17 protein-coding genes are annotated in these 17,369 nt (G+C 70.9%); 7 read left to right on the forward strand and 10 right to left on the reverse strand.

Annotation, left to right across the window (positions count from 1 at the left end):
- Positions 1-139: 139 nt before the first annotated feature.
- Positions 140-937, reverse strand: a complete 798-nt coding sequence (locus tag ACW9TB_RS26280) for a glycerophosphodiester phosphodiesterase (RefSeq protein WP_472750729.1) — start codon at positions 935-937, stop codon at positions 140-142.
- Between the two features lie 252 nt (positions 938-1,189).
- On the opposite strand from ACW9TB_RS26280, the gene qcrB reads away from it, so the two are divergent.
- Complete coding sequence (qcrB, locus tag ACW9TB_RS26285) at positions 1,190-2,860, forward strand: cytochrome bc1 complex cytochrome b subunit (RefSeq protein WP_472750730.1); 1,671 nt, start codon at positions 1,190-1,192, stop codon at positions 2,858-2,860.
- A 167-nt stretch (positions 2,861-3,027) separates the two neighbouring features.
- Here the strand turns inward: qcrB and ACW9TB_RS26290 are convergent, their stop codons facing one another.
- From ACW9TB_RS26290 to ACW9TB_RS26310, 5 genes are all read right to left on the reverse strand, one after another.
- Positions 3,028-3,585, reverse strand: coding sequence for a TrmH family RNA methyltransferase (locus ACW9TB_RS26290; protein ID WP_350967714.1), 558 nt, complete (start codon positions 3,583-3,585; stop codon positions 3,028-3,030).
- Entirely contained in the window at positions 3,582-4,226 is a 645-nt protein-coding gene (locus ACW9TB_RS26295) for a class I SAM-dependent methyltransferase (protein ID WP_472750731.1), read from the reverse strand. The genes ACW9TB_RS26290 and ACW9TB_RS26295 overlap by 4 nt, the downstream gene beginning before the upstream one ends.
- A 316-nt stretch (positions 4,227-4,542) precedes the next feature.
- On the reverse strand, positions 4,543-5,490 hold the full coding sequence (locus tag ACW9TB_RS26300; protein ID WP_472750732.1) for a VWA domain-containing protein: 948 nt from the start codon (positions 5,488-5,490) through the stop codon (positions 4,543-4,545).
- A complete protein-coding gene (locus ACW9TB_RS26305; protein WP_472750733.1) occupies positions 5,487-6,467 on the reverse strand; it encodes a DUF58 domain-containing protein in 981 nt (326 codons plus the stop codon). The genes ACW9TB_RS26300 and ACW9TB_RS26305 overlap by 4 nt, the downstream gene beginning before the upstream one ends.
- Positions 6,464-7,468 carry an AAA family ATPase gene (locus ACW9TB_RS26310; protein WP_472750734.1) on the reverse strand — a complete coding sequence of 335 codons (1,005 nt, stop codon included), beginning with the start codon at positions 7,466-7,468 and terminating at the stop codon, positions 6,464-6,466. Before ACW9TB_RS26310 ends, ACW9TB_RS26305 begins: the two co-directional genes overlap by 4 nt.
- Positions 7,469-7,628: 160 nt before the next feature.
- On the opposite strand from ACW9TB_RS26310, the gene ACW9TB_RS26315 reads away from it, so the two are divergent.
- The 3 genes from ACW9TB_RS26315 (at position 7,629) to ACW9TB_RS26325 (ending at position 10,676) form a co-directional block, all read left to right on the forward strand.
- Complete coding sequence (locus tag ACW9TB_RS26315) at positions 7,629-8,393, forward strand: hypothetical protein (RefSeq protein ID WP_472750735.1); 765 nt, start codon at positions 7,629-7,631, stop codon at positions 8,391-8,393.
- Between the two features lie 278 nt (positions 8,394-8,671).
- A complete protein-coding gene (locus ACW9TB_RS26320) occupies positions 8,672-9,247 on the forward strand; it encodes a PadR family transcriptional regulator (protein ID WP_472750736.1) in 576 nt (191 codons plus the stop codon).
- A gap of 1 nt (position 9,248) precedes the next feature.
- Positions 9,249-10,676: an FAD-dependent oxidoreductase gene (locus ACW9TB_RS26325; RefSeq protein WP_472750737.1), complete on the forward strand. Its 1,428-nt coding sequence runs from the start codon at positions 9,249-9,251 to the stop codon at positions 10,674-10,676.
- Between the two features lie 31 nt (positions 10,677-10,707).
- Here the strand turns inward: ACW9TB_RS26325 and ACW9TB_RS26330 are convergent, their stop codons facing one another.
- Positions 10,708-11,115 carry a hypothetical protein gene (locus tag ACW9TB_RS26330; protein WP_472750738.1) on the reverse strand — a complete coding sequence of 136 codons (408 nt, stop codon included), beginning with the start codon at positions 11,113-11,115 and terminating at the stop codon, positions 10,708-10,710.
- Positions 11,116-11,359: 244 nt separating this feature from the next.
- On the opposite strand from ACW9TB_RS26330, the gene ACW9TB_RS26335 reads away from it, so the two are divergent.
- Together ACW9TB_RS26335 and ACW9TB_RS26340 are read left to right on the forward strand one after the other, a co-directional pair.
- The gene (locus tag ACW9TB_RS26335; protein ID WP_472750739.1) at positions 11,360-13,018 is read left to right on the forward strand and encodes a catalase; all 1,659 of its coding nucleotides are present in this window, start codon (positions 11,360-11,362) and stop codon (positions 13,016-13,018) included.
- A gap of 277 nt (positions 13,019-13,295) precedes the next feature.
- The gene (locus ACW9TB_RS26340) at positions 13,296-13,568 is read left to right on the forward strand and encodes a WhiB family transcriptional regulator (protein WP_329079449.1); all 273 of its coding nucleotides are present in this window, start codon (positions 13,296-13,298) and stop codon (positions 13,566-13,568) included.
- A 99-nt stretch (positions 13,569-13,667) separates the two neighbouring features.
- Here the strand turns inward: ACW9TB_RS26340 and ACW9TB_RS26345 are convergent, their stop codons facing one another.
- Positions 13,668-14,561, reverse strand: coding sequence for a DUF72 domain-containing protein (locus tag ACW9TB_RS26345; protein WP_472750740.1), 894 nt, complete (start codon positions 14,559-14,561; stop codon positions 13,668-13,670).
- A gap of 200 nt (positions 14,562-14,761) precedes the next feature.
- Between ACW9TB_RS26345 and ACW9TB_RS26350 the strand changes: the two genes are divergently transcribed.
- Positions 14,762-15,184 carry an SgcJ/EcaC family oxidoreductase gene (locus ACW9TB_RS26350; RefSeq protein WP_472750741.1) on the forward strand — a complete coding sequence of 141 codons (423 nt, stop codon included), beginning with the start codon at positions 14,762-14,764 and terminating at the stop codon, positions 15,182-15,184.
- A 114-nt stretch (positions 15,185-15,298) separates the two neighbouring features.
- Here ACW9TB_RS26350 and ACW9TB_RS26355 read toward each other — a convergent pair whose 3' ends face one another.
- Positions 15,299-16,114 carry a DUF3152 domain-containing protein gene (locus tag ACW9TB_RS26355; protein WP_472750742.1) on the reverse strand — a complete coding sequence of 272 codons (816 nt, stop codon included), beginning with the start codon at positions 16,112-16,114 and terminating at the stop codon, positions 15,299-15,301.
- A gap of 229 nt (positions 16,115-16,343) precedes the next feature.
- Positions 16,344-17,288, reverse strand: a complete 945-nt coding sequence (gene bdeA / locus ACW9TB_RS26360; RefSeq protein ID WP_472750834.1) for a bis(hydroxyethyl) terephthalate hydrolase — start codon at positions 17,286-17,288, stop codon at positions 16,344-16,346.
- Between the last annotated feature and the right edge of the window lie 81 nt (positions 17,289-17,369).

Raw genomic sequence — 17,369 nt, forward strand, 5'->3', positions numbered from 1 at the left:
GCCGCGGAGATCGCCCGTCGGCTCGCCGAGGGCCACGCCCGCCGTACGGGCTGGCAGGCCGAGCGCGAGCGTCTCACCGCCCGCCTGGACGCGGGGGATGGGGTTCGCGCTCGCCCGGTTCACCCGGCGGGCGCGCGGTTCATGCGGCGAGACGGCCCGGATACCACTGGCCGCGGGACTCCAGCACGTCGCGCAGCCCCGAGATGTTGTCGGTCATCAGGCCGTCCACGCCGAGGTCGAGCAGGCGCTCCATCACCCCGGTGTCGTTGACGGTCCACACGTGGATCTGCATGCCGAGCGCGTGCGCCGTGCGGATCAGCGCGGGCGTGGTGATCCGCAGGCCGCGGAAGCCGACCGGCACCTGCGCGCACGGCACCCCGGCGCGGACCAGGCGGGCGAGCAGGCGGCCGTACCCGGAGGTGGTGGCGGCGGCGCGCAGGGTCGCCACCCCGCGCGGGCCGAGCGAGGAGCACACCTCGCGGCCGATCGTGGCGCGGGCCCTGGCGAGCCGCTCCTCGGAGAAGGAGGTGAGGCAGATCCGGTCGTGGGCGGCGGTCCGCCTGACCGCCTCGGCGAGCGGTGCGATGGCCGCCGACTCCTTGACGTCGATGTTGAAGCGCGCCCCGGGCCACGAGCCCAGCAGGTCCTCCATCAGCGGGATCTCGTCCACGCCGCCGATCCGCGCCTCACGCACCGTCCGGTACGGCAGCTCGGCGATCCGGCCCCTGCGGTCGGTCACCCGGTCCAGGGTGTGGTCGTGGAAGGCCAGCAGCACCCCGTCGGCGGTGGCGTGCGCGTCGGTCTCCAGATACGTGTAGCCGAGCTCGACGGCCCGCTCGAAGGCCGGGAAGGTGTTCTCCCTGCCCTCGGCCGCGCCACCCCGGTGTGCGAAGGGCAGGGGGCCGGGGTGGTCGAGGAAGGCGTAACGGCGTTGCACGTGCAGGAGTATGCCCCCTGCGGACCGGGCGCGTCATCGCGGGCAGGTGAACGTTTGGATCACAAGGCCCCGGACGTCCGTGGGACGGGCCGTCAACGGTACCGGGGGCAGGACTTTGCCCTGACATGTCCGTCGCCGTGGATGATGGAAAATACCTGGTCGTCCACGGCGTACCCCGCCGTTCCGTCCGGTTTCCGGTTTCCGGGGGCGTGGTGACGTCGAGGCCGAGGTCCGTGGGAACGGAGGCCGCGCATGAGCACGGGAAGCACTCGCGGACGCCTGGCGAGTACGGGCGTCTTCCTCGACGAGCGCCTCGGCGCGGCGAAGTTCCTCAAACGGAACATGCGGAAGATCTTCCCCGACCACTGGACGTTCCTGCTGGGCGAGATCGCGCTCTACTCGTTCGTCATCCTTCTGCTGACCGGCACGTTCCTGACCTTCTTCTTCAACCCCAGCATGGAGGAGGTGCCCTACAACGGCCCCTACTCGCCGCTCAAGGGCGTCATGATGTCCGAGGCGTACGCCTCGTCGCTGGACATCAACTTCGCCGTGCGCGGCGGCCTGCTGATGCGGCAGATGCACCACTGGGCCGCCCTGCTGTTCATCGGCGGCATGATGATCCACATGCTCCGGGTGTTCTTCAACGGCGCCTACCGCAAGCCGCGCGAGCTGAACTGGGTGATCGGCGTGCTGCTGCTGGCCCTGGCGCTGCTGGAGGGCCTGACCGGCTACTCCCTTCCCGACGACCTGCTCTCCGGCGCAGGTCTGCGGATCACCGCGAGCGTGCTGCTCTCGCTGCCGGTGGTCGGCACCTGGCTCTCCTTCCTCCTGGTGGGCGGCGAGTATCCGGGCGAGGACATCATCCCGAGGTTCTACGCGATGCACATCCTGCTCATCCCGGGCATCCTGCTCGCGCTCATCACCGCCCACCTGATCCTGACGTGGGTGCTGAAGCACACGCAGATGCCGGGCAAGGGCCGTACCAACGACAACGTGGTGGGCGCGCCGACCTACCCGTCCTTCATGGCCAAGTCGGGCGCCTACTTCATGTTCACCTTCGGTGTCGTCGCGCTGCTGGGCACCTTCGCCCAGATGAACCCGATCTGGCTGTACGGCCCCTACAGCCCGTCCGACATCTCGGCGGGCACCCAGCCCGACTTCTACCTGGCGTTCCTGGACGGCTCGCTGCGCCTGATGCCCTCCTGGGAGATCAACGTCCTGGGCCACACGCTGCCGATGAGCGTGCTGGTCCCGGCGCTGGTGCCGATAGGGATCATCCTGACGGGCCTGATCCTGTATCCGTTCATCGAGCAGTGGATCACCGGGGACCGCCGCGAGCACCACGTCGTGGACCGTCCCCGCAACAACCCGCACCGCACCGCGATCGGCGTGTCGGCGATCACGTTCTACGGTGTCCTGTGGCTGATGGCCTCCAACGACCTGATCGCCGCGTTCTTCCATCTCTCGATAAACGTGATGATCGTCACCGGCCGGTTCCTGATCTTCCTTGGCCCGGCCCTGGCGTACTTCATCGCCTACCGGATCTGCCTGGGCCTGCAGCGCCGCGACGCCGACGCCCTCGGGCACGGCGTGGAGACCGGTGTGATCAGGCGCCGGCCCACGGGGGAGTACATCGAGGTCCACGTCCCGCCCCTGGAGTCCATCGAGGCCCAGGTACGGGGCAAGGAGCCGGTCCCGACCATCGAGGGGACGGCCGGGGACGGCGGTCCGGTTCCGCCGGACAACGGGAAACACCACCCGTTCCGCAAGCTCCGCGCCGCGATGAGCAGGGCGTACGGCGGTGAGAAGGTCCCGCTCGACGAGGGCCGGGACCACAACGGCCACGGCGACCACGACGGCCGGGCCGGGCGCGAGGGGCGCGCGGCCGTCGGCCGGGGAACGGACGAGAACAGGCCGGGGTGACCGGCCGGGGCCGTCACTCCTCGGGCGGCACCTCGCCCGGCCTTGCCCCGGCTCCCGGCCTCGCCGTCCGCGAGGGCCGGGGGCATGGCATCACTCCTCGGGCGGCACCTTGCCCGGCCTTGCCCCGGCTCCCGGCCTCGCCGTCCGCGAGGGCCGGGGGCATGGCATCACTCCTCGGGCGGCACCTTGCCCGACCACTCCTGGCGGCGGGCCTCCGCCACCGCGATCGCCGCCGCCACCGCGACGTTGAACGAGCCGACCCGGCCGACCTGCGGGATGTAGCAGACGCCGTCGGCGGCCTCCAGCAGCGCGGGGGAGCACCCGTGGTCCTCGCTGCCCACCACCAGGCACACGTCCCCGCCCAGCTTGGCCTCGGACAGGGGGACCGCGTCGCCGGTGAGCTCCACCGCGACCACCGCGAACCCGTCCTCCTTGGCCGCCCGTACGGCCTCCAGGACGGGGACCGGCTCCTCCCAGGCCACCAGCCTGTCGGTGCCCAGGGCGGTCTTCTGCGCCTTGGGGTTGGTCGGCGGGGTGGCGTTGCCCGCCAGCCAGATCCGCTCCACGCCGAAGGCGGCGGCCGTGCGGAAGATGGAACCGATGTTGAACGGGCCGGTCACCGACTCCAGGATCAGCGCCAGCCGCCCCTCGGTGTTCCTCCGCCAGGTGCGGTTGAGGCGTTTGACATCGGTCGGGCGCAGCTGCCTGCGCGGGTTCGCCGTCATCGGTCGTTCACCGTTCCTCGTCGTCCTTCGTTCGGTACGCGTTCGTCCGGGCGCGCCTCCACCCGGAGGATCCGGTACGAGGAGCGGGAGGCCACGCGCTCGGTGGGCCAGCCCCGCTCGTTCAGCCAGCGCTGCAGGGAGTCGGAGCCGAGGTGCTTCTGGACGACCAGGTGGGCGACGCCGTCCGGGGCGAGGCGCGACAGCCAGCGGGTCAGCATCTCGTGCATCGCGGCCTTGCCGATGCGGATCGCCGGATTGGACCAGATGGCGGAGAACCGCACCTCCGGCGGGACCTCGTCGACATGCATCGACCTTACTTTGTCAAGGGAGGCGGCCCTGGCGTTTCTCGCGCACAGCTCGACCGACCTGCGGTTGACGTCCACCGCCCAGACCGTCGCCTCCGGGGCACGCGAGGCCATCGTCAGCGCGATCGGCCCGTAGCCGCAGCCCAGGTCCAGCAGGTCGCCGTCCGGCGGCGGAGGGGGAACGCTCTCCAGCAGGATCCTGGTGCCCTGGTCGACGCGCTCGGCGGAGAACACCCCGCTGTCGGTCTCCAGCTTCAGATGGAGGTCGGGGAGCACGAGCGTGACCGACCCGGGACGGCCCGCGGTCTCAGGACGCTCCTCGAAGTAATGTGCCACGTCGTAGAACGTTACCAACGGCGGAGACCGGCTCAGGGCGGTCACGACACCGGCGGGACCGCCCGAACACCCGCCCCGCCTCCGGCAGGTGAGAGGCGGGACCCCTTACGCTCCACCTCCGGTGGCCCCCCGGCCCTCGCCTCCAGCCGGTACGAGGTGGGACCACGTGTACGCCCACCTCGCCTCCGGCCGGTACGAGGCGGGATCATGCGTACGCCCACCCCGTCTCCGGCCGGTACGAGGCGGGATCACCTCGCATGCCCGCGCCCCGCCTCCGGTGATCCCCGGCCCCCGTTTCCGCCTTCGCCGTACGGGGTCAGGGGATCCGTGACCCCAGCAGCAGGGCCGTTCCGGCGGTCACCAGCCCGGTCAGGATCGCCGCCACCACGAACCACTGGGTGATCTCCTGGTTGACCGTCCGGTAGCCCAGCGAGGTGCCGATCTGCTCGTACACCTCCCGCAGCTGGCTGCCCGACTCCGCCTCGTAGGCGCGGCCGCCGGTGCCGTCCGACAGGGTCTGCAGGGTGGCCTTGTTCACCGGCACGTTCACGTCGCGGCCGTCGATCGAGACGGTCCCCTCCTGGGTGCCGTAGGCGATCGTGGAGACCGGTACCCGCGCGTTCATCGCCGTCTCGATCGCCTCCGCCACCGAGCGGCCCGAGGTGTTGTCGCCGTCGGACAGCAGCACGATCGCGGCCGGGGGCGGGTCGGTCACCGCCTGCTGGTCGAAGGAGCGCAGCGACTCCAGGGAGCTGAAGACCGCCTCGCCGATCGCGGTGCCCGCCCGGGTGCTGAGGTTGCCGAGGGAGGTGCCGACCGCCTGGTGGTCGGTGGTGGGCGAGATCACGACCGAGGCGGAGCGGGCGAAGGCGACCAGCCCGACGTTGAAGCGTTCCGGCAGGTCCGAGACGAACTTCTGGGCGGCCTCCCTGGCCGCGGTGATCCGGTTCGGCTGGACGTCGTCGGCCTCCATCGACAGCGAGACGTCCAGCGCGATGATGATCGTCGCGCGGTCGCGGGGGATGCGGACCGAGTCGGCGGGACGGGCCGCGCCCACGATCAGCAGGCTCATCATGGCGAAGAACAGCAGCGGGGCCACGTGCCGCCGCCAGCCGGGCCCCGAGGGGGCCACCAGCGCCAGCAGGGGCAGGTTGGTGAAGCGCAGCGCGTAGCGGCGCCGGGCGAACTGGGCGGCCACGTAGCCCGCCACGAGCAGCGCCAGCGCGGCGAACAGCCACAGCCAGACCGGAGAGAGGAAGGTCACCGTGTCGCTCCCGACCTCGGGGTCCGATGGGTCAGGTGTGCCATGCGACGCTGCCGCAGCACGAACTGGGCGATGTCGAACACCCAGTCGCGGTCGGTGCGCAACACCAGGTGGGCCACCCCGCAGCGGCGCAGCGCCATCTGGTTGGTCGTCCGCTGCGCGGCGGCGGCCTCCGCGTACGCCTGGCGGACCTTGGGGGTGAGCTGGATCTGGCGGTTTCGCCCCGTCTCGGGGTCGGTCATGCTGACCAGGCCCACCGGCGGCAGCTCCAGCTCGCGAGGGTCGATTACCTCGACGGCGAGCACCTGGTGGTGGGCGGCCAGGCGGCGGAGCGGGCGCTCCCAGGGCAGCTCCAGGCCGGGGTCGAGGGTGGGCTCGGGGTCGAGGAAGTCGGAGACGATCACGCGCAGGCCGCGCCGCCGCCGCGCCGAGGCGAGGATCTCGATCGCCTCCGCCAGGTCGGGGGCGTCGGCGACGACGCGGCCCCTGGGGGCGTCCATCAGCGAGTGCAGCAGGCCGTACAGGGCCGGGCGGCCGTTTCTGGCGGGCATCCGGTGGACGTACTCGTCGTGCAGGACGTACGCGCCGAAGCGGTTGCCGATCCGGCCCGACAGGAAGCCGATCGCCCCGACGGCGGCCACGACCAGGTCCCGCTTCTCCATGCCCGCGGTGCCGAAGTCCATGCTGGGCGACAGGTCGGCCAGGGCCCAGGTCTCCAGCTCCCGGTCGGCGATCAGGTCGCGCACGTGCGGGACGGTCGTGCGGGCGGTCACCGCCCAGTCCATCCGCCGGATGTCGTCCTCGCCGGGCACGTAGACCCGGCTGTCGCCGAACTCGCTGCCGGGACCGGGCAGGAGCCCCTGGTGCGCGCCCTGGAGCAGCCCGTCCAGGCGCCGGACGATCGTGAGCTCCAGCCGCCGCAGCGCCTGTTCCGCCGTGCTCAGGTCAAGATCGCCACCGCTTTCGAGGCCGGTCACCGGGGGCCCTGGTTCCAGACGACCAGCGGGGGCGGCACCGCGGCGAGGATCTGGCGGATCACGTCCTCGGGGTCGATCCCGTCGGCCAGGGCGTCGAAGGTGAGCATCAGCCGGTGGGACATCACGTCCACCGCCACGTCGCGCACGTCGTCGGGGAGCAGGTAGTCACGGCCGCGCAGCAGCGCCAGGCCGCGTCCCGCGGCGACCAGGCCGAGGGTGGCCCGGGGGCTGACGCCGATCTCGATGTTCTCCTGCAGCTCGGCCAGGCCGTACTCGGCGGGGGAGCGGGTGGCCATCACGAGCCTGACCACGTAGTCGGCGACGAGCTGGTGGACCGAGACCTGGTCGGCCATGGCCTGCAGCGCGGCCAGCCGGGCGGGGTCGAGCACCGGCCTGGCGGTCGGCGGGGTCACGCTCATCCGGTGCAGGATCTCCAGCTCCTCGTGGGCGCTGGGATGGGTGACGCGGACCTTGAACAGGAACCGGTCGCGCTGGACCTCGGGGAGGGGGTAGACGCCCTCCGACTCGATCGGGTTCTGGGTGGCCAGCACGATGAACGGCTTCGGCAGCGGGTGGGTCTCCCCGGCCAGGGTCACCTGCCGCTCGGCCATGACCTCAAGGAGCGCCGACTGCACCTTGGCCGGGGCCCGGTTGATCTCGTCGGCGAGCAGGAAGTTGACGAACACCGGGCCGAGCTCGACGTCGAAGGCCTCGCGGGAGGGGTGGTACACCCGGGTCCCCACGATGTCGCTCGGGACCAGGTCGGGAGTGAACTGGATGCGGGCGAACTCCCCGCCGACCACCGTGGCCAGGGTCGAGGCCGCCAGCGTCTTGGCCACCCCCGGCACGCCCTCCAGCAGGCAGTGGCCCCGGGCGAGGAGTGCCACGAGCAACCGCTCCACCATGTGCTCCTGCCCGACGATGACCCGCCGGACTTCGGTCAGGGCGTCGCGCAGCAGTCCGGTGTCGGTCTCGCTCGGCAGTTCTTCGGCGACGGTCATGTCGGTATTCCATCAAATGAAGTGGCTGCTCGCACGGCGGGCCCGCTCCGTATTTCCTGACAGTGCCCGCCAGGGACCCGGTGCCCGCCCGCCGCAGGTCCGCCGGGTACCCGATCACGGTCCCTCGCGGGGCGCCGGGTGATCGGCCGGGTGTGCTTTCATGTCAGACGTGGCCACTCCACTCCAGTACGGTGACCCGCCCCAGCTGGGGCCCTTCGTCGTGCAGGCCCGCCTGCGCGTGGGACCCGCCGGGCTGGTCTACCTCGGGCTGGCGCCCGACGGCCGGGCCGTCTCGGTCGCGGTGCTGACCAAGGGGGCGGCGCTCGACCCGGCGGCCCGCGACCGCTTCGTCACCGGGGTCCGCGACGCGACGGCCAGCCGTTCCGGCGTACGGGGCTGGATGGCCCGGGCGACGCGCGCGCGCACCGCCGTGGCCGACACGGTCCCGCAGGTGCTGGCCATGGACGGCGGGAGCGCCCCGTGGGTGGCCACGCCGTACGAGCCGGACAGGGCCGGGGCGGAGCGGTTCCTCGAACCGGTGCTGGTCAGTGGCACGCTGATCGGTGAGCAGCACGGTCCCGACTTCGCGCCGCACTGGGTGGGCGACCGCTCGCCCGCGCTGCCCGCGCCGCCCAAGGGCGCCCCGCCGCCGACCGAGACCCGCCGGTCCGTGATCATCGCCGGGGTCGCGCTGACCGTGCTGCTCGTGCTGCTGGCCGTGACGGTCTGGCTGCTGCTGCGCAAGGAGGACGATTCCGAGCCGTCGCCGAGGCCGCTGCCGCCCACGGTGTTCGTCCCGACCCCGCCGCCGGTCCCGACGACCCCCGAGCCCGGCCAGCCCACCCCGTCGCCGTCGCCGAGCCAGAGCGGGACCGGCACGCCCGGCCCGGAGCGGGGCGACGAGAACGAGGGCGAGCCCATCTAGGGGCACCCGGGCCGGATATCGGAAATACCGCGTATCCGGCCGTCGATCTCGGGGTGAGCCGGTGGGCGTCCGGGCTGAGGGATCGCGGGGATCTTTCCTGCCGGGAACGCCCGTCGTGAGCCGTGGGCTTCCGCGCTGGGGGATCGCGCGGATTCTTCCCGCCGGGGAAGGTCCGTAAGGAGCCCGCGGGCCTCATCGTGTGGATTCCTTCTGCCCTGGTACTCGTTTGCGAGTACTCATGTTTGACTATATCCACCTACTCGTGTTTGAGTAGTCGCATGAGTAGCACGCGACTGTTCATCCTGGGGGCGCTGGCGCGCCGGGGGCCGATGCACGGTCATCAGATCCGGCAGAGCGCGCAGACGGACCGGACCGAGCTGTGGACCGACATCAAGGTCGGCTCCCTGTACGGGGCACTGCACCGCATGGAGGCCGAAGGCGTGATCGAGACGGTCCGCACCGAGCAGCAGGGCAACCTCCCGGCACGGACCGTCTACGCGATCACCGAGGACGGCGGGCTGGAGCTGGAGTCACTGCGCGAGGCGGCCCTGCGCGACACCCGGCTGCGGCCCGATCCCGTGGACCTCGCCCTTCAGCTCAGTTCCGACATGGGCGAGCGGGAGCTGCGGGCCGTCGTCGAGGACCGGCACCGCAAGCTCACCGCCGAGCTCCAGACCTGGCAGCGGCTGAGAGAGGTGGCCACCCCCCACCTGCGCGGCCTCGAACCGCTCGGCTTCGACCACACCCTCGTCCGCCTGCGGGCGGAGATCACCTGGCACGAGACGCTGCTTGAGGAACTGCCCAGGCTCCTCGGCGACAACGGCAGCGACGAAAACGAAGATGAAGGAGCCTGACATGCCCGCGAAGCCACTCGACGTGCTCGTCGTCGGAGGCGGCATAGGAGGCCTGGCGCTGGCCCAGGCACTGCTGCCCTCCGGTGTGAACGTGCGGGTCTACGAGCGCGAGCGCGACCCCGCCGACTGGGTGCGGGGCTACCGCATCCACATGAACCAGGTCGGCAGCCGGGCGCTGCACCGGTGCCTGCCGCGCCCGCTGTGGGAGGCGTTCCTCGCCACCTCCGGCCACCCGGGGCCCGGCTTCGGCTTCCACACCCACCAGCTGCGCGAACTCGTGTTCGTGGAGGAGAACGTGATGACCGGCGGGGCCGCAGACCCCACCGGCGGACAGTACGCGGTCAGCCGCACCACCCTGCGCAGGCTTCTCCTGGCCGGGCTGGAGGACGTCGTCCACCACGGCAGGACGTTCCAGCGCTACGAGGTGAGGCCGGACGGCAGGATCGTCGCCTTCTTCGCCGACGGCACCACGGCCACCGGGGACGTGCTGGTCGGCGCGGACGGCGCCAACTCACGCGTACGCGGGCAGTATCTGCCACGGGCCCGCCGCGTCGACACCGGAGCGCTCGCGATCGGTGCCCGGGTGCCGCTGGACGACCGGGTTCGCGGGTGGCTGCCCCGCAACCTCGCCGACGGGCTCAACCTCATCCTGCCGCCGAGCGGGAGCGCCATGTTCACCGCGGCCTTCAACGGCAGGCGCAGGGCGGAGAGCCTTCTCGCCCAGGGGAACGGCCTCACCCGGGGGAACGGCCTCGAATCCGCCGCGCTTGAAGGGGATCTCGCCGGGCTGGAGACCGGCCTCGCGGGGTTCGGGCTCGACCTGAGATCCCTGGCCGACGATCTCCAGGACTACGTGCTGTGGGCCTTCGTCGCCCCTCGCGGGACCTACCCGGCCGGGGCCGCGGACCTCGGCGGTGACGGGCTCAGGGATCTGGCCGGGACGATGACCTCCGGCTGGCACCCCGCCCTGTGCCGCCTGGTCGCCGAGGCCGACCCGGCCAGCGTCCAGTTGATGCCGTTCAAGACCTCCGTGCCCGTCGGCCGGTGGCCCGCGACGGCGGTGACGCTGCTCGGGGACGCCATCCACAACATGACGCCCGCGATGGGCTTCGGCGCCAACACGGCGCTGCGTGACGCGGCCCTGCTGGCGAGCAGGCTGGTGGCGTACCAGCGGGGCCGGGGCACCTTAACGGAGGCCGTCGGCGGCTACGAGAGCCGGATGCGCGAGTACGGCTTCGGCGCCGTCCGCACCTCCGCGAGGCTCGCGGATTTCATGATCTCCGGGAATCCTCTCGTCCGGGGCGGCGCGAGGGCCTGGTTCCGCCTGTGCGACACCCTGCCGCCGGTCAAGCGGATGAGCTTCGGCCACCTGTGGACCGACGACGCGGCCGGGGAGCCCCAGGCGTCCCGGGTGGGCTCCGGGGTCTGACCCGCGGGCGGGAACGGCCCAAGGGGGCCGGTCACGCGAGGAGACGGCCGCCTCCCCGGGCCGCGGTGAGGACCATGTCGGCCACCGCGTGCGGCTGGTCGGCGTTCACCACCCGGGCCGCGACGCCCATGGAGGGCAGGGAGACCAGGTAACAACCGGAACGCCGCCCGACGATCACCGTGGCGGCCATCCATCCCTCGCCGCTGTAGGCGATCAGCTCGGGGGTGTGGCGCCTGCGTTCTCCCAGGGGAAGCGGCCTGCCGTCGTCGGACAGCTTCAGGGTGATCGTGTGCACGGACCTGGCCCGGATCCCGCGCGCCTCCAGCAGTCGCCGTACGACGGTCAGGGACCTGTCGTGACTCTCCGCGGTCGCGTCGGTCACCTCGCCGTTCTCGTGACCCTCGCCGCGGGACCCTGTCGTTGTCTGTCCGGATGGCATGCCCCAGACGCTACGAACGCGAGGAGCGCGAGGGCTACGTTGTTTCTCGATGTTGCGTGGGCTCGCCCGTCCCGTCCGGGAAACGCGTTCCCGGGCGGGTGTCGCCGTCCGTAAAACGCCGTCCCTTTTTGGGGAAATTCTCTTCCTTATCGCTATAAATCCCCTTATGCCGGAGAAGGGGGCCGTGTGTCGATATGTAGAGCGGCACGCCGAAGCGACCGCGGCAGGGAAAGGAAGCGTCGTCATGACGGATGTGTCGAGCGCGGGCCCCCAGCCGGGTGACGAACGCCCGGTCCTGACCAATCGTCAGGGGCACCAGGTCTACGACAACCAGAACCAGCGCACGGTCGGCGCGAGGGGTCCGGCCACGCTGGAGAACTACCAGTTCCTGGAGAAGATCAGCCACTTCGACCGCGAACGCATCCCCGAGCGGGTGGTCCACGCCCGGGGGGTGACCACCTACGGCTACTTCGAGGCCTACGGCAGGCTCGGCGACGAGCCGATCGGGCGCTACACGCGGGCGAAACTCTTCCAGGAGGCCGGGAAGCGGACCGACGTCGCCGTGCGGTTCTCCACGGTGATCGGCGGCAGGGACTCCTCGGAGGCCGCCCGCGACCCGCGCGGGTTCGCGGTGAAGTTCTACACCGAGGACGGCAACTGGGACCTCGTCGGCAACAACCTGGCGGTCTTCTTCATCAGGGACGCCATCAAGTTCCCCGACGTGATCCACTCGCTCAAGCCGGACCCGGTGACGTTCAGGCAGGAGCCCGGCCGGATCTTCGACTTCATGTCGCAGACGCCGGAGAGCATGCACATGATCGTCAACCTGTTCAGCCCGCGCGGCATCCCCGCCGACTACCGGCACATGCAGGGATTCGGGGTCAACACCTACAAGTGGGTGAACGCCCGGGGAGAGACCCACCTGGTCAAGTACCACTGGATGCCCAGGCAGGGCGTGCGCAGCATGACCGCCGAGGACGCCGCCGTCGTCCAGGGGCAAGAGCTCGGGCACGCCACCAAGGACCTGCACGAGGCGATCGACCGGGGAGACTTCCCCGAGTGGGAGCTGCTGGTGCAGATCATGAGCGACGACGAGCACCCCGAGCTGGAGTTCGACCCGCTGGACGACACCAAGGTGTGGCCGGAGGACCGGTTCCCGCCCATGCCGGTCGGCAGGATGGTCCTGAACCGCAACGTGGCCAATAATTTCGCCGAGAACGAGCAGATCTCCTTCGGCACCGGCGTCCTGGTCGACGGTCTGGACTTCTCCGACGACAAGATGCTGACGGGCCGTACGTTCTCCTACAGCGACACCCAGCGCCACCGGGTGGGTCCCAACTACCTGCAGCTGCCGGTCAACCGGGCCAAGCACGCCGAGGTGCGCACCAACCAGCGTGACGGCCTGATGACCTACCACGTCGACGGGGAGGGCGAGAACCCGCACGTCAACTACGAGCCGTCCATCACCGGGGGGCTGCGGGAGGGGCGATATCCCACCCACGACGAGCAGGGCCCGGTCGTCTCGGGGCGGCTGACCCGCAAGCGCATCCCGCGTACCGACGACTACACGCAGGCGGGCCAGCGCTACCTGCTGATGGAGGAGTGGGAGCGCGACGACCTCGTGCTGAACTTCGTCGACATGCTGTCCCAGGCCTCGCGTCCCGTCCAGGAGCGCATGGTCTGGCACTTCCTGATGGCCGAGGACGATCTCGGCCTCAGGGTCGGGGAGGGACTCGGGATCAGCCCCGACGACATCTCCCACCTGGAGCCGCTGGCCACCCAGGACCTGAGCGACGAGGACCGCGAGCGGATGTCCAGGCTGGGCAAGAACGGGTCCCGTTCCGTGGACGGTATGAGGATGACCCACTGCGTACCCGACGAGAGGGTGCGTATGGAGCGGTAGGAACCGCCGCCGGGCCGGAGCGAGCCGTGCTCCGGCCCGGCGGGGTGGGAGGCGTGAGCGGGGGGAGCACCGCGCCGGGACGGCGTATCGGCGGTGCGGAGAGATGATCCACCCGCCTCGGGAGCCCGCTGACCAGGATCTTCGGAACAGGGAGAAATCCTCGGTCAAGCTGGCCCGATTTTTCCGCTTAAAAGGTATGAATGCCATTACAGCGGGCACGCGATCCTCAACCTGAGCCGCCAGTACCTGAGCCGTTCCCACTCCCAATTGGATCGCCATGCCTGTTAAGAGCAACGTCATTCCGATCATCCACTGGTCCCGCCGCTCGTCCTGCCTCAGCGAGGACCCCGAGCTGTTCTTCCCCGTGTCGTACGAGGGACCGGGCCGCGAGCAGTACGAGCGCGCCAGGGCGGTGTGCCGCCGGTGCCCGGTGCGCGGGCGCTGCCTGGAGTACGCGTTGAACACCCAGCAGATGTACGGCGTGTGGGGAGGAACCACCCCGGAGGAGCGCAGGGCCACCATGACCAGGGCGAGGCAGCAGGTCAGATAGCGGCCTTTCGCGGGCATTGGGCCAACTTGGTTCAACCGGCTGTCCGGCTCTCGTCCGGCCTGCCTGCTTCGTCCTGACCACCGGCCCGGCCCCGGACGGTTATCCGGGTTCGCGGGACTCGCCGACGAGGGCGCGGAACCGGGTGGCGTTGCGCTGGGAGTTGTCCGCGCAGCAGTTGTTGAAGAGCACGTGGGTGACCTCGGCGCCCGCCGCGAGCTCCCCGACCCTGGCCGCCCACCGGGAGAGCTCCGCCTCCGAGTACATGTACGCGAAGCGCTCGTCGACGTTCTTGCTGGTCCACTTGCCGGAGTGCCCGTGCATCCGCACCACGGCGAGGTCGGAGGTCGCGGCCAGGACCGGCGGGATCGACGAGGTGTGCCCCTGGGGCATGTCGACCCCCACGTACGCGAGGTCGTGCCCGGAGAGGAAGGCGAGGGTGTCCTCGCGGTTCTCCTCGTCCATCCAGGTGTGGTCGCGGAACTCGACGCTGACGCGCATCGGCGCGCAGCGCCGGGCGCACTCCAGGATGTAGCGCCTGTTTCCCTCCCCGATCGGGAACCACGGCGGGAACTGGAAGAGCACCGCCCCCAGCTTGCCCGCCTCGTGCAGTGGCTCCAGCGCGTCGAGGAACCGCCGCCAGACCTCGTCGGCGATCTCCGGCGGCACGTCCTTCGGATAGAGGTTGCGCTCCGGCGGCGCGCCGAGGCTCTCCCGTACGTCTTTGTAGAGCGAGGCGGGCTTGGTGGGGTGCCCGGTGAGCAGGGAGAAGGCCTTGACGTCGAAGGTGAAGTCGGCGGGGGTGCGGTCGCGCCACGCCTCCACGGTGCTTCGCGACGGCGGGTGGTAGTAGGTGGCGTCCACTTCGGCGATCGGGAACCTCGTCGCGTAGTGGGCGAGGCGTTTCGCCGGGGTGGAGGCGTCCTCGGGATACCAGCCCGACTCCAGCAGTGACCGGTGGGTCCACGAGGCCGTGCCCACGAGGATCCTGCCCATTTCCACGTCCTCCCTGACATGTCCGTCCCGGCCCATGCCTACCGGGTGCCCGGGGAGGGGCCGGTGAACCCCTCTCGCCGGGACCGCTTCGCCGTCCGGCGCCGACTTGCGGAGCGATTCGCTCCGGACGTACGATCCAGGCAATCGGAGTGAATCGCTCCGGTTTGGTTCGCGTACGAGGCACCGAGGAGCCGATCGACATGGAAAGAACGGATCACGAGCTGGAGACCGCCGCCGTCAGGCGGGTCGTCGAGGACGTCCAGAGGTACCAGAACGATCTCGAAGGGTTCACCTCCCTCCACGCGGCCGACACGAGCGTCGTCAACTTCGGGGGACGCCGGGTGCGCGGCCGGGAAGCCCTCCGGCAGGCGATGAAGGCGGCCCTGGAGACACCGCTGGCGAACGTGGTCACGACGGTCGAGGTGGAGGACGTCCGCTTCGTCCGCCCCGACGTCGCGATCGTGGCCGGGATCAAACGCGTGTCCGACGAGCGGGAGGCGTCGGTGAGAGACGCCCCCGGCGAGGCCCTTCCCTCGTCGTCGGGATGGATCACCTACGTGATGGCGAAGGAACGGGACGCGTGGCGCATCGTCTCCGCGCAGACCACCCCGATCACGAGCTGACCCCCGGCACCGGTCACGCCAGGCGGGGTCTCCGCCGTACGTCGGCCCGGCCCGCCCCGGTCGTACGGCCAGGCCGGGTGAGGGGCCGCGTCCGGGCGCGGGGAAGGGCGGGGGTCAGCGCCGGGGGGACGGCCAGGGGTTGGGGCGGCAGCCGTACAGGGACTTGGTCTGCTGGAGCATCACCGGCGCCCGCCGCCCGCGCCCCGGGCAGGACACGTGGCCGTGGCCGAGACCGTGGCCGACCTCGTGGCTGATGACGTATTCGCGGTAGGAGGCCACGTCACGGCCGTAGCCCGCCGCCCCGCCGTTCCAGCGGGCCGCGTTGATGACCGCGCGCTCGCCGTTCCAGCAGGAGAGTACGCCGTTGGTGCGCATCGGCAGGCACCGCTTGTCGGCCGTCTCGGGGCTGGTCAGCGAGACTTTGATCTCCACCGGGCCTCGGGCCACCCGCTTGAACCGGTACCCCCAGCCGCGCCGGTCGTTGAGGATCCGGTGCACCTCGGCGGCGAACTCCCCCACCTCGAACGGCAGGCCCCGCTCGACCTCCACCATGTACCGGACCACCTTGCCCTTCCTCCCCTTGGGAGGACCGGCCTCGCCGGGGGCGACGGTGTAGCGGCCCCTGGCCGACCGGGGCACCTTCACCTTCAGCGGCTGCTGACGGCCGTTGGCGAGCAGGAGCGGCTCCTTGGCCGGTGCCGGGGTCGTGGGACCCGCGGAGTCGGCGGGCGCGGCCGTGTCCTGCGGCTGCGGCGGCGGGGTCGGCGTCCCGGGCACGGCGGGTATCCCGGGCGGGGCGGCGTCGGGGGGCGCGGGCCTGTCGGGAACGGGGTCGAGGTGACCGCTCAGCACCGTGGCTCCACCGGCCGTGAACGTGACCACGATGCTCAGCGCGAGAAGCCACAGAACGGTCTTAGGATCACGTCTCATTTCGTTCCTGGACATAGACCGTAAACCTTATTGCCCTCCGGCGGTAACTCATCAAACCGGAAGAAAACCCATCATATGGCGGCAGGTCAGGGGCACTTTGGGCGGGTATGCCAACGGCGGCCGCAAGCGGCCGCCGTTGGTTCAGAGGGGTTCAGGGTTTTTGTGGGTTTAACAGATGGTTTGTAGTCATATGTGGCTGGGAACCGCTGCCGGTGCCGCTCACACGGCCCTACGAGTGCGGGCAGGTGCCCTGGTACTCGGAGATGTTCAGGTCGACCCGGGGCACGGGGCACAGGAACTGCTCGTACCGGGTGTCGTTGTCGACGAACCGCTTCATCCACGAGACGCTGTACTTGGCGATCGTGGTGTTGGAGGAGTTGGGCGCGAAGTGGCTGGCGCCGTTGAGCTCCAGGTACGCCTTCTCCGAGGAGGCGGGGACGCTGTTGTAGAACGGCTTGGCGTGCGAGCTCACCGAGGCGACCGAGTCGTTCTCCGCACCGATGATCATCGTCGGGACGCGCACGCCCGACCAGCTCTTGGTCGTGTGCCACGGGGTCAGCGGGATGGCCGCCTGCAGCTGCGGACGGCTGTTGACGGCCGCCAGCGTGCCGCCGCCGCCCATCGAGTGCCCGGCGACGCCGAGCCTGCTTCCGTCGACCCGGTTCGCGGCCGAGCTGTCCTCCACGAGGTAGTCGAGCGCGGCCAGCAGCTGCCGCCCTCGGCTGGCGGGCTGGTCGGAGCGGGTGAGGGTGTCGATGTTGAAGACCACGAAACCGTGGGAGGCCAGCCGCGAGGCGAGCCAGGCCATGGTCGACCTGCTCGCGGTGTAGCCGGGGGCGATGGCGATCCCGCCGAACGTCCCCTCGGCGGTGGACGTCGGGTAGTAGATCGTCCCGCCGCCGAAGCCGCTCACCTGGAGCGAGGAGACGTTGGTCTCCGAGATCGAGAACGGTCCCCTGGCCGCCTCGATGAGGGAGACGGTCGGGTCGGGGCCACGGTCGTAGGGACCGGCGGAGGTGGCCTGCGCGGCGGGCGCCGCGACGGCCTGCGCGGCGGGCGCGAGGGTCCCGCCGGTGCCGAGCAGAGCGAGTGCGAGGGTCAGCGTGGCGACCGTCGTCGCCCGGCGGGAACGCCTGGGCGCGGGGGCCTGGGGGGTGGTGCCGTACGGCTGCACGTTGCTGTACTCCGTTCCTGTGGGGGGAACCACGGCGATACGGCGGTCGGCGTCGACGGCCGTTCGTCGCGCGTCGGCCCG

Source organism: Streptosporangium sp. H13245, assembly GCF_055690525.1.

Coding starts and splice junctions, on each gene's coding strand:
- qcrB (WP_472750730.1), top strand. CDS start 1,190: ATGAGCACGGGAAGCACTCGCGGACGCCTGGCGAGTACGGGCGTCTTC.
- ACW9TB_RS26290 (WP_350967714.1), bottom strand. CDS start 3,585: ATGACGGCGAACCCGCGCAGGCAGCTGCGCCCGACCGATGTCAAACGC.
- ACW9TB_RS26310 (WP_472750734.1), bottom strand. CDS start 7,468: ATGACCGTCGCCGAAGAACTGCCGAGCGAGACCGACACCGGACTGCTG.
- ACW9TB_RS26315 (WP_472750735.1), top strand. CDS start 7,629: ATGTCAGACGTGGCCACTCCACTCCAGTACGGTGACCCGCCCCAGCTG.
- ACW9TB_RS26320 (WP_472750736.1), top strand. CDS start 8,672: ATGAGTAGCACGCGACTGTTCATCCTGGGGGCGCTGGCGCGCCGGGGG.
- ACW9TB_RS26325 (WP_472750737.1), top strand. CDS start 9,249: ATGCCCGCGAAGCCACTCGACGTGCTCGTCGTCGGAGGCGGCATAGGA.
- ACW9TB_RS26330 (WP_472750738.1), bottom strand. CDS start 11,115: ATGCCATCCGGACAGACAACGACAGGGTCCCGCGGCGAGGGTCACGAG.
- ACW9TB_RS26335 (WP_472750739.1), top strand. CDS start 11,360: ATGACGGATGTGTCGAGCGCGGGCCCCCAGCCGGGTGACGAACGCCCG.
- ACW9TB_RS26340 (WP_329079449.1), top strand. CDS start 13,296: ATGCCTGTTAAGAGCAACGTCATTCCGATCATCCACTGGTCCCGCCGC.
- ACW9TB_RS26345 (WP_472750740.1), bottom strand. CDS start 14,561: ATGGGCAGGATCCTCGTGGGCACGGCCTCGTGGACCCACCGGTCACTG.
- ACW9TB_RS26350 (WP_472750741.1), top strand. CDS start 14,762: ATGGAAAGAACGGATCACGAGCTGGAGACCGCCGCCGTCAGGCGGGTC.
- ACW9TB_RS26355 (WP_472750742.1), bottom strand. CDS start 16,114: ATGAGACGTGATCCTAAGACCGTTCTGTGGCTTCTCGCGCTGAGCATC.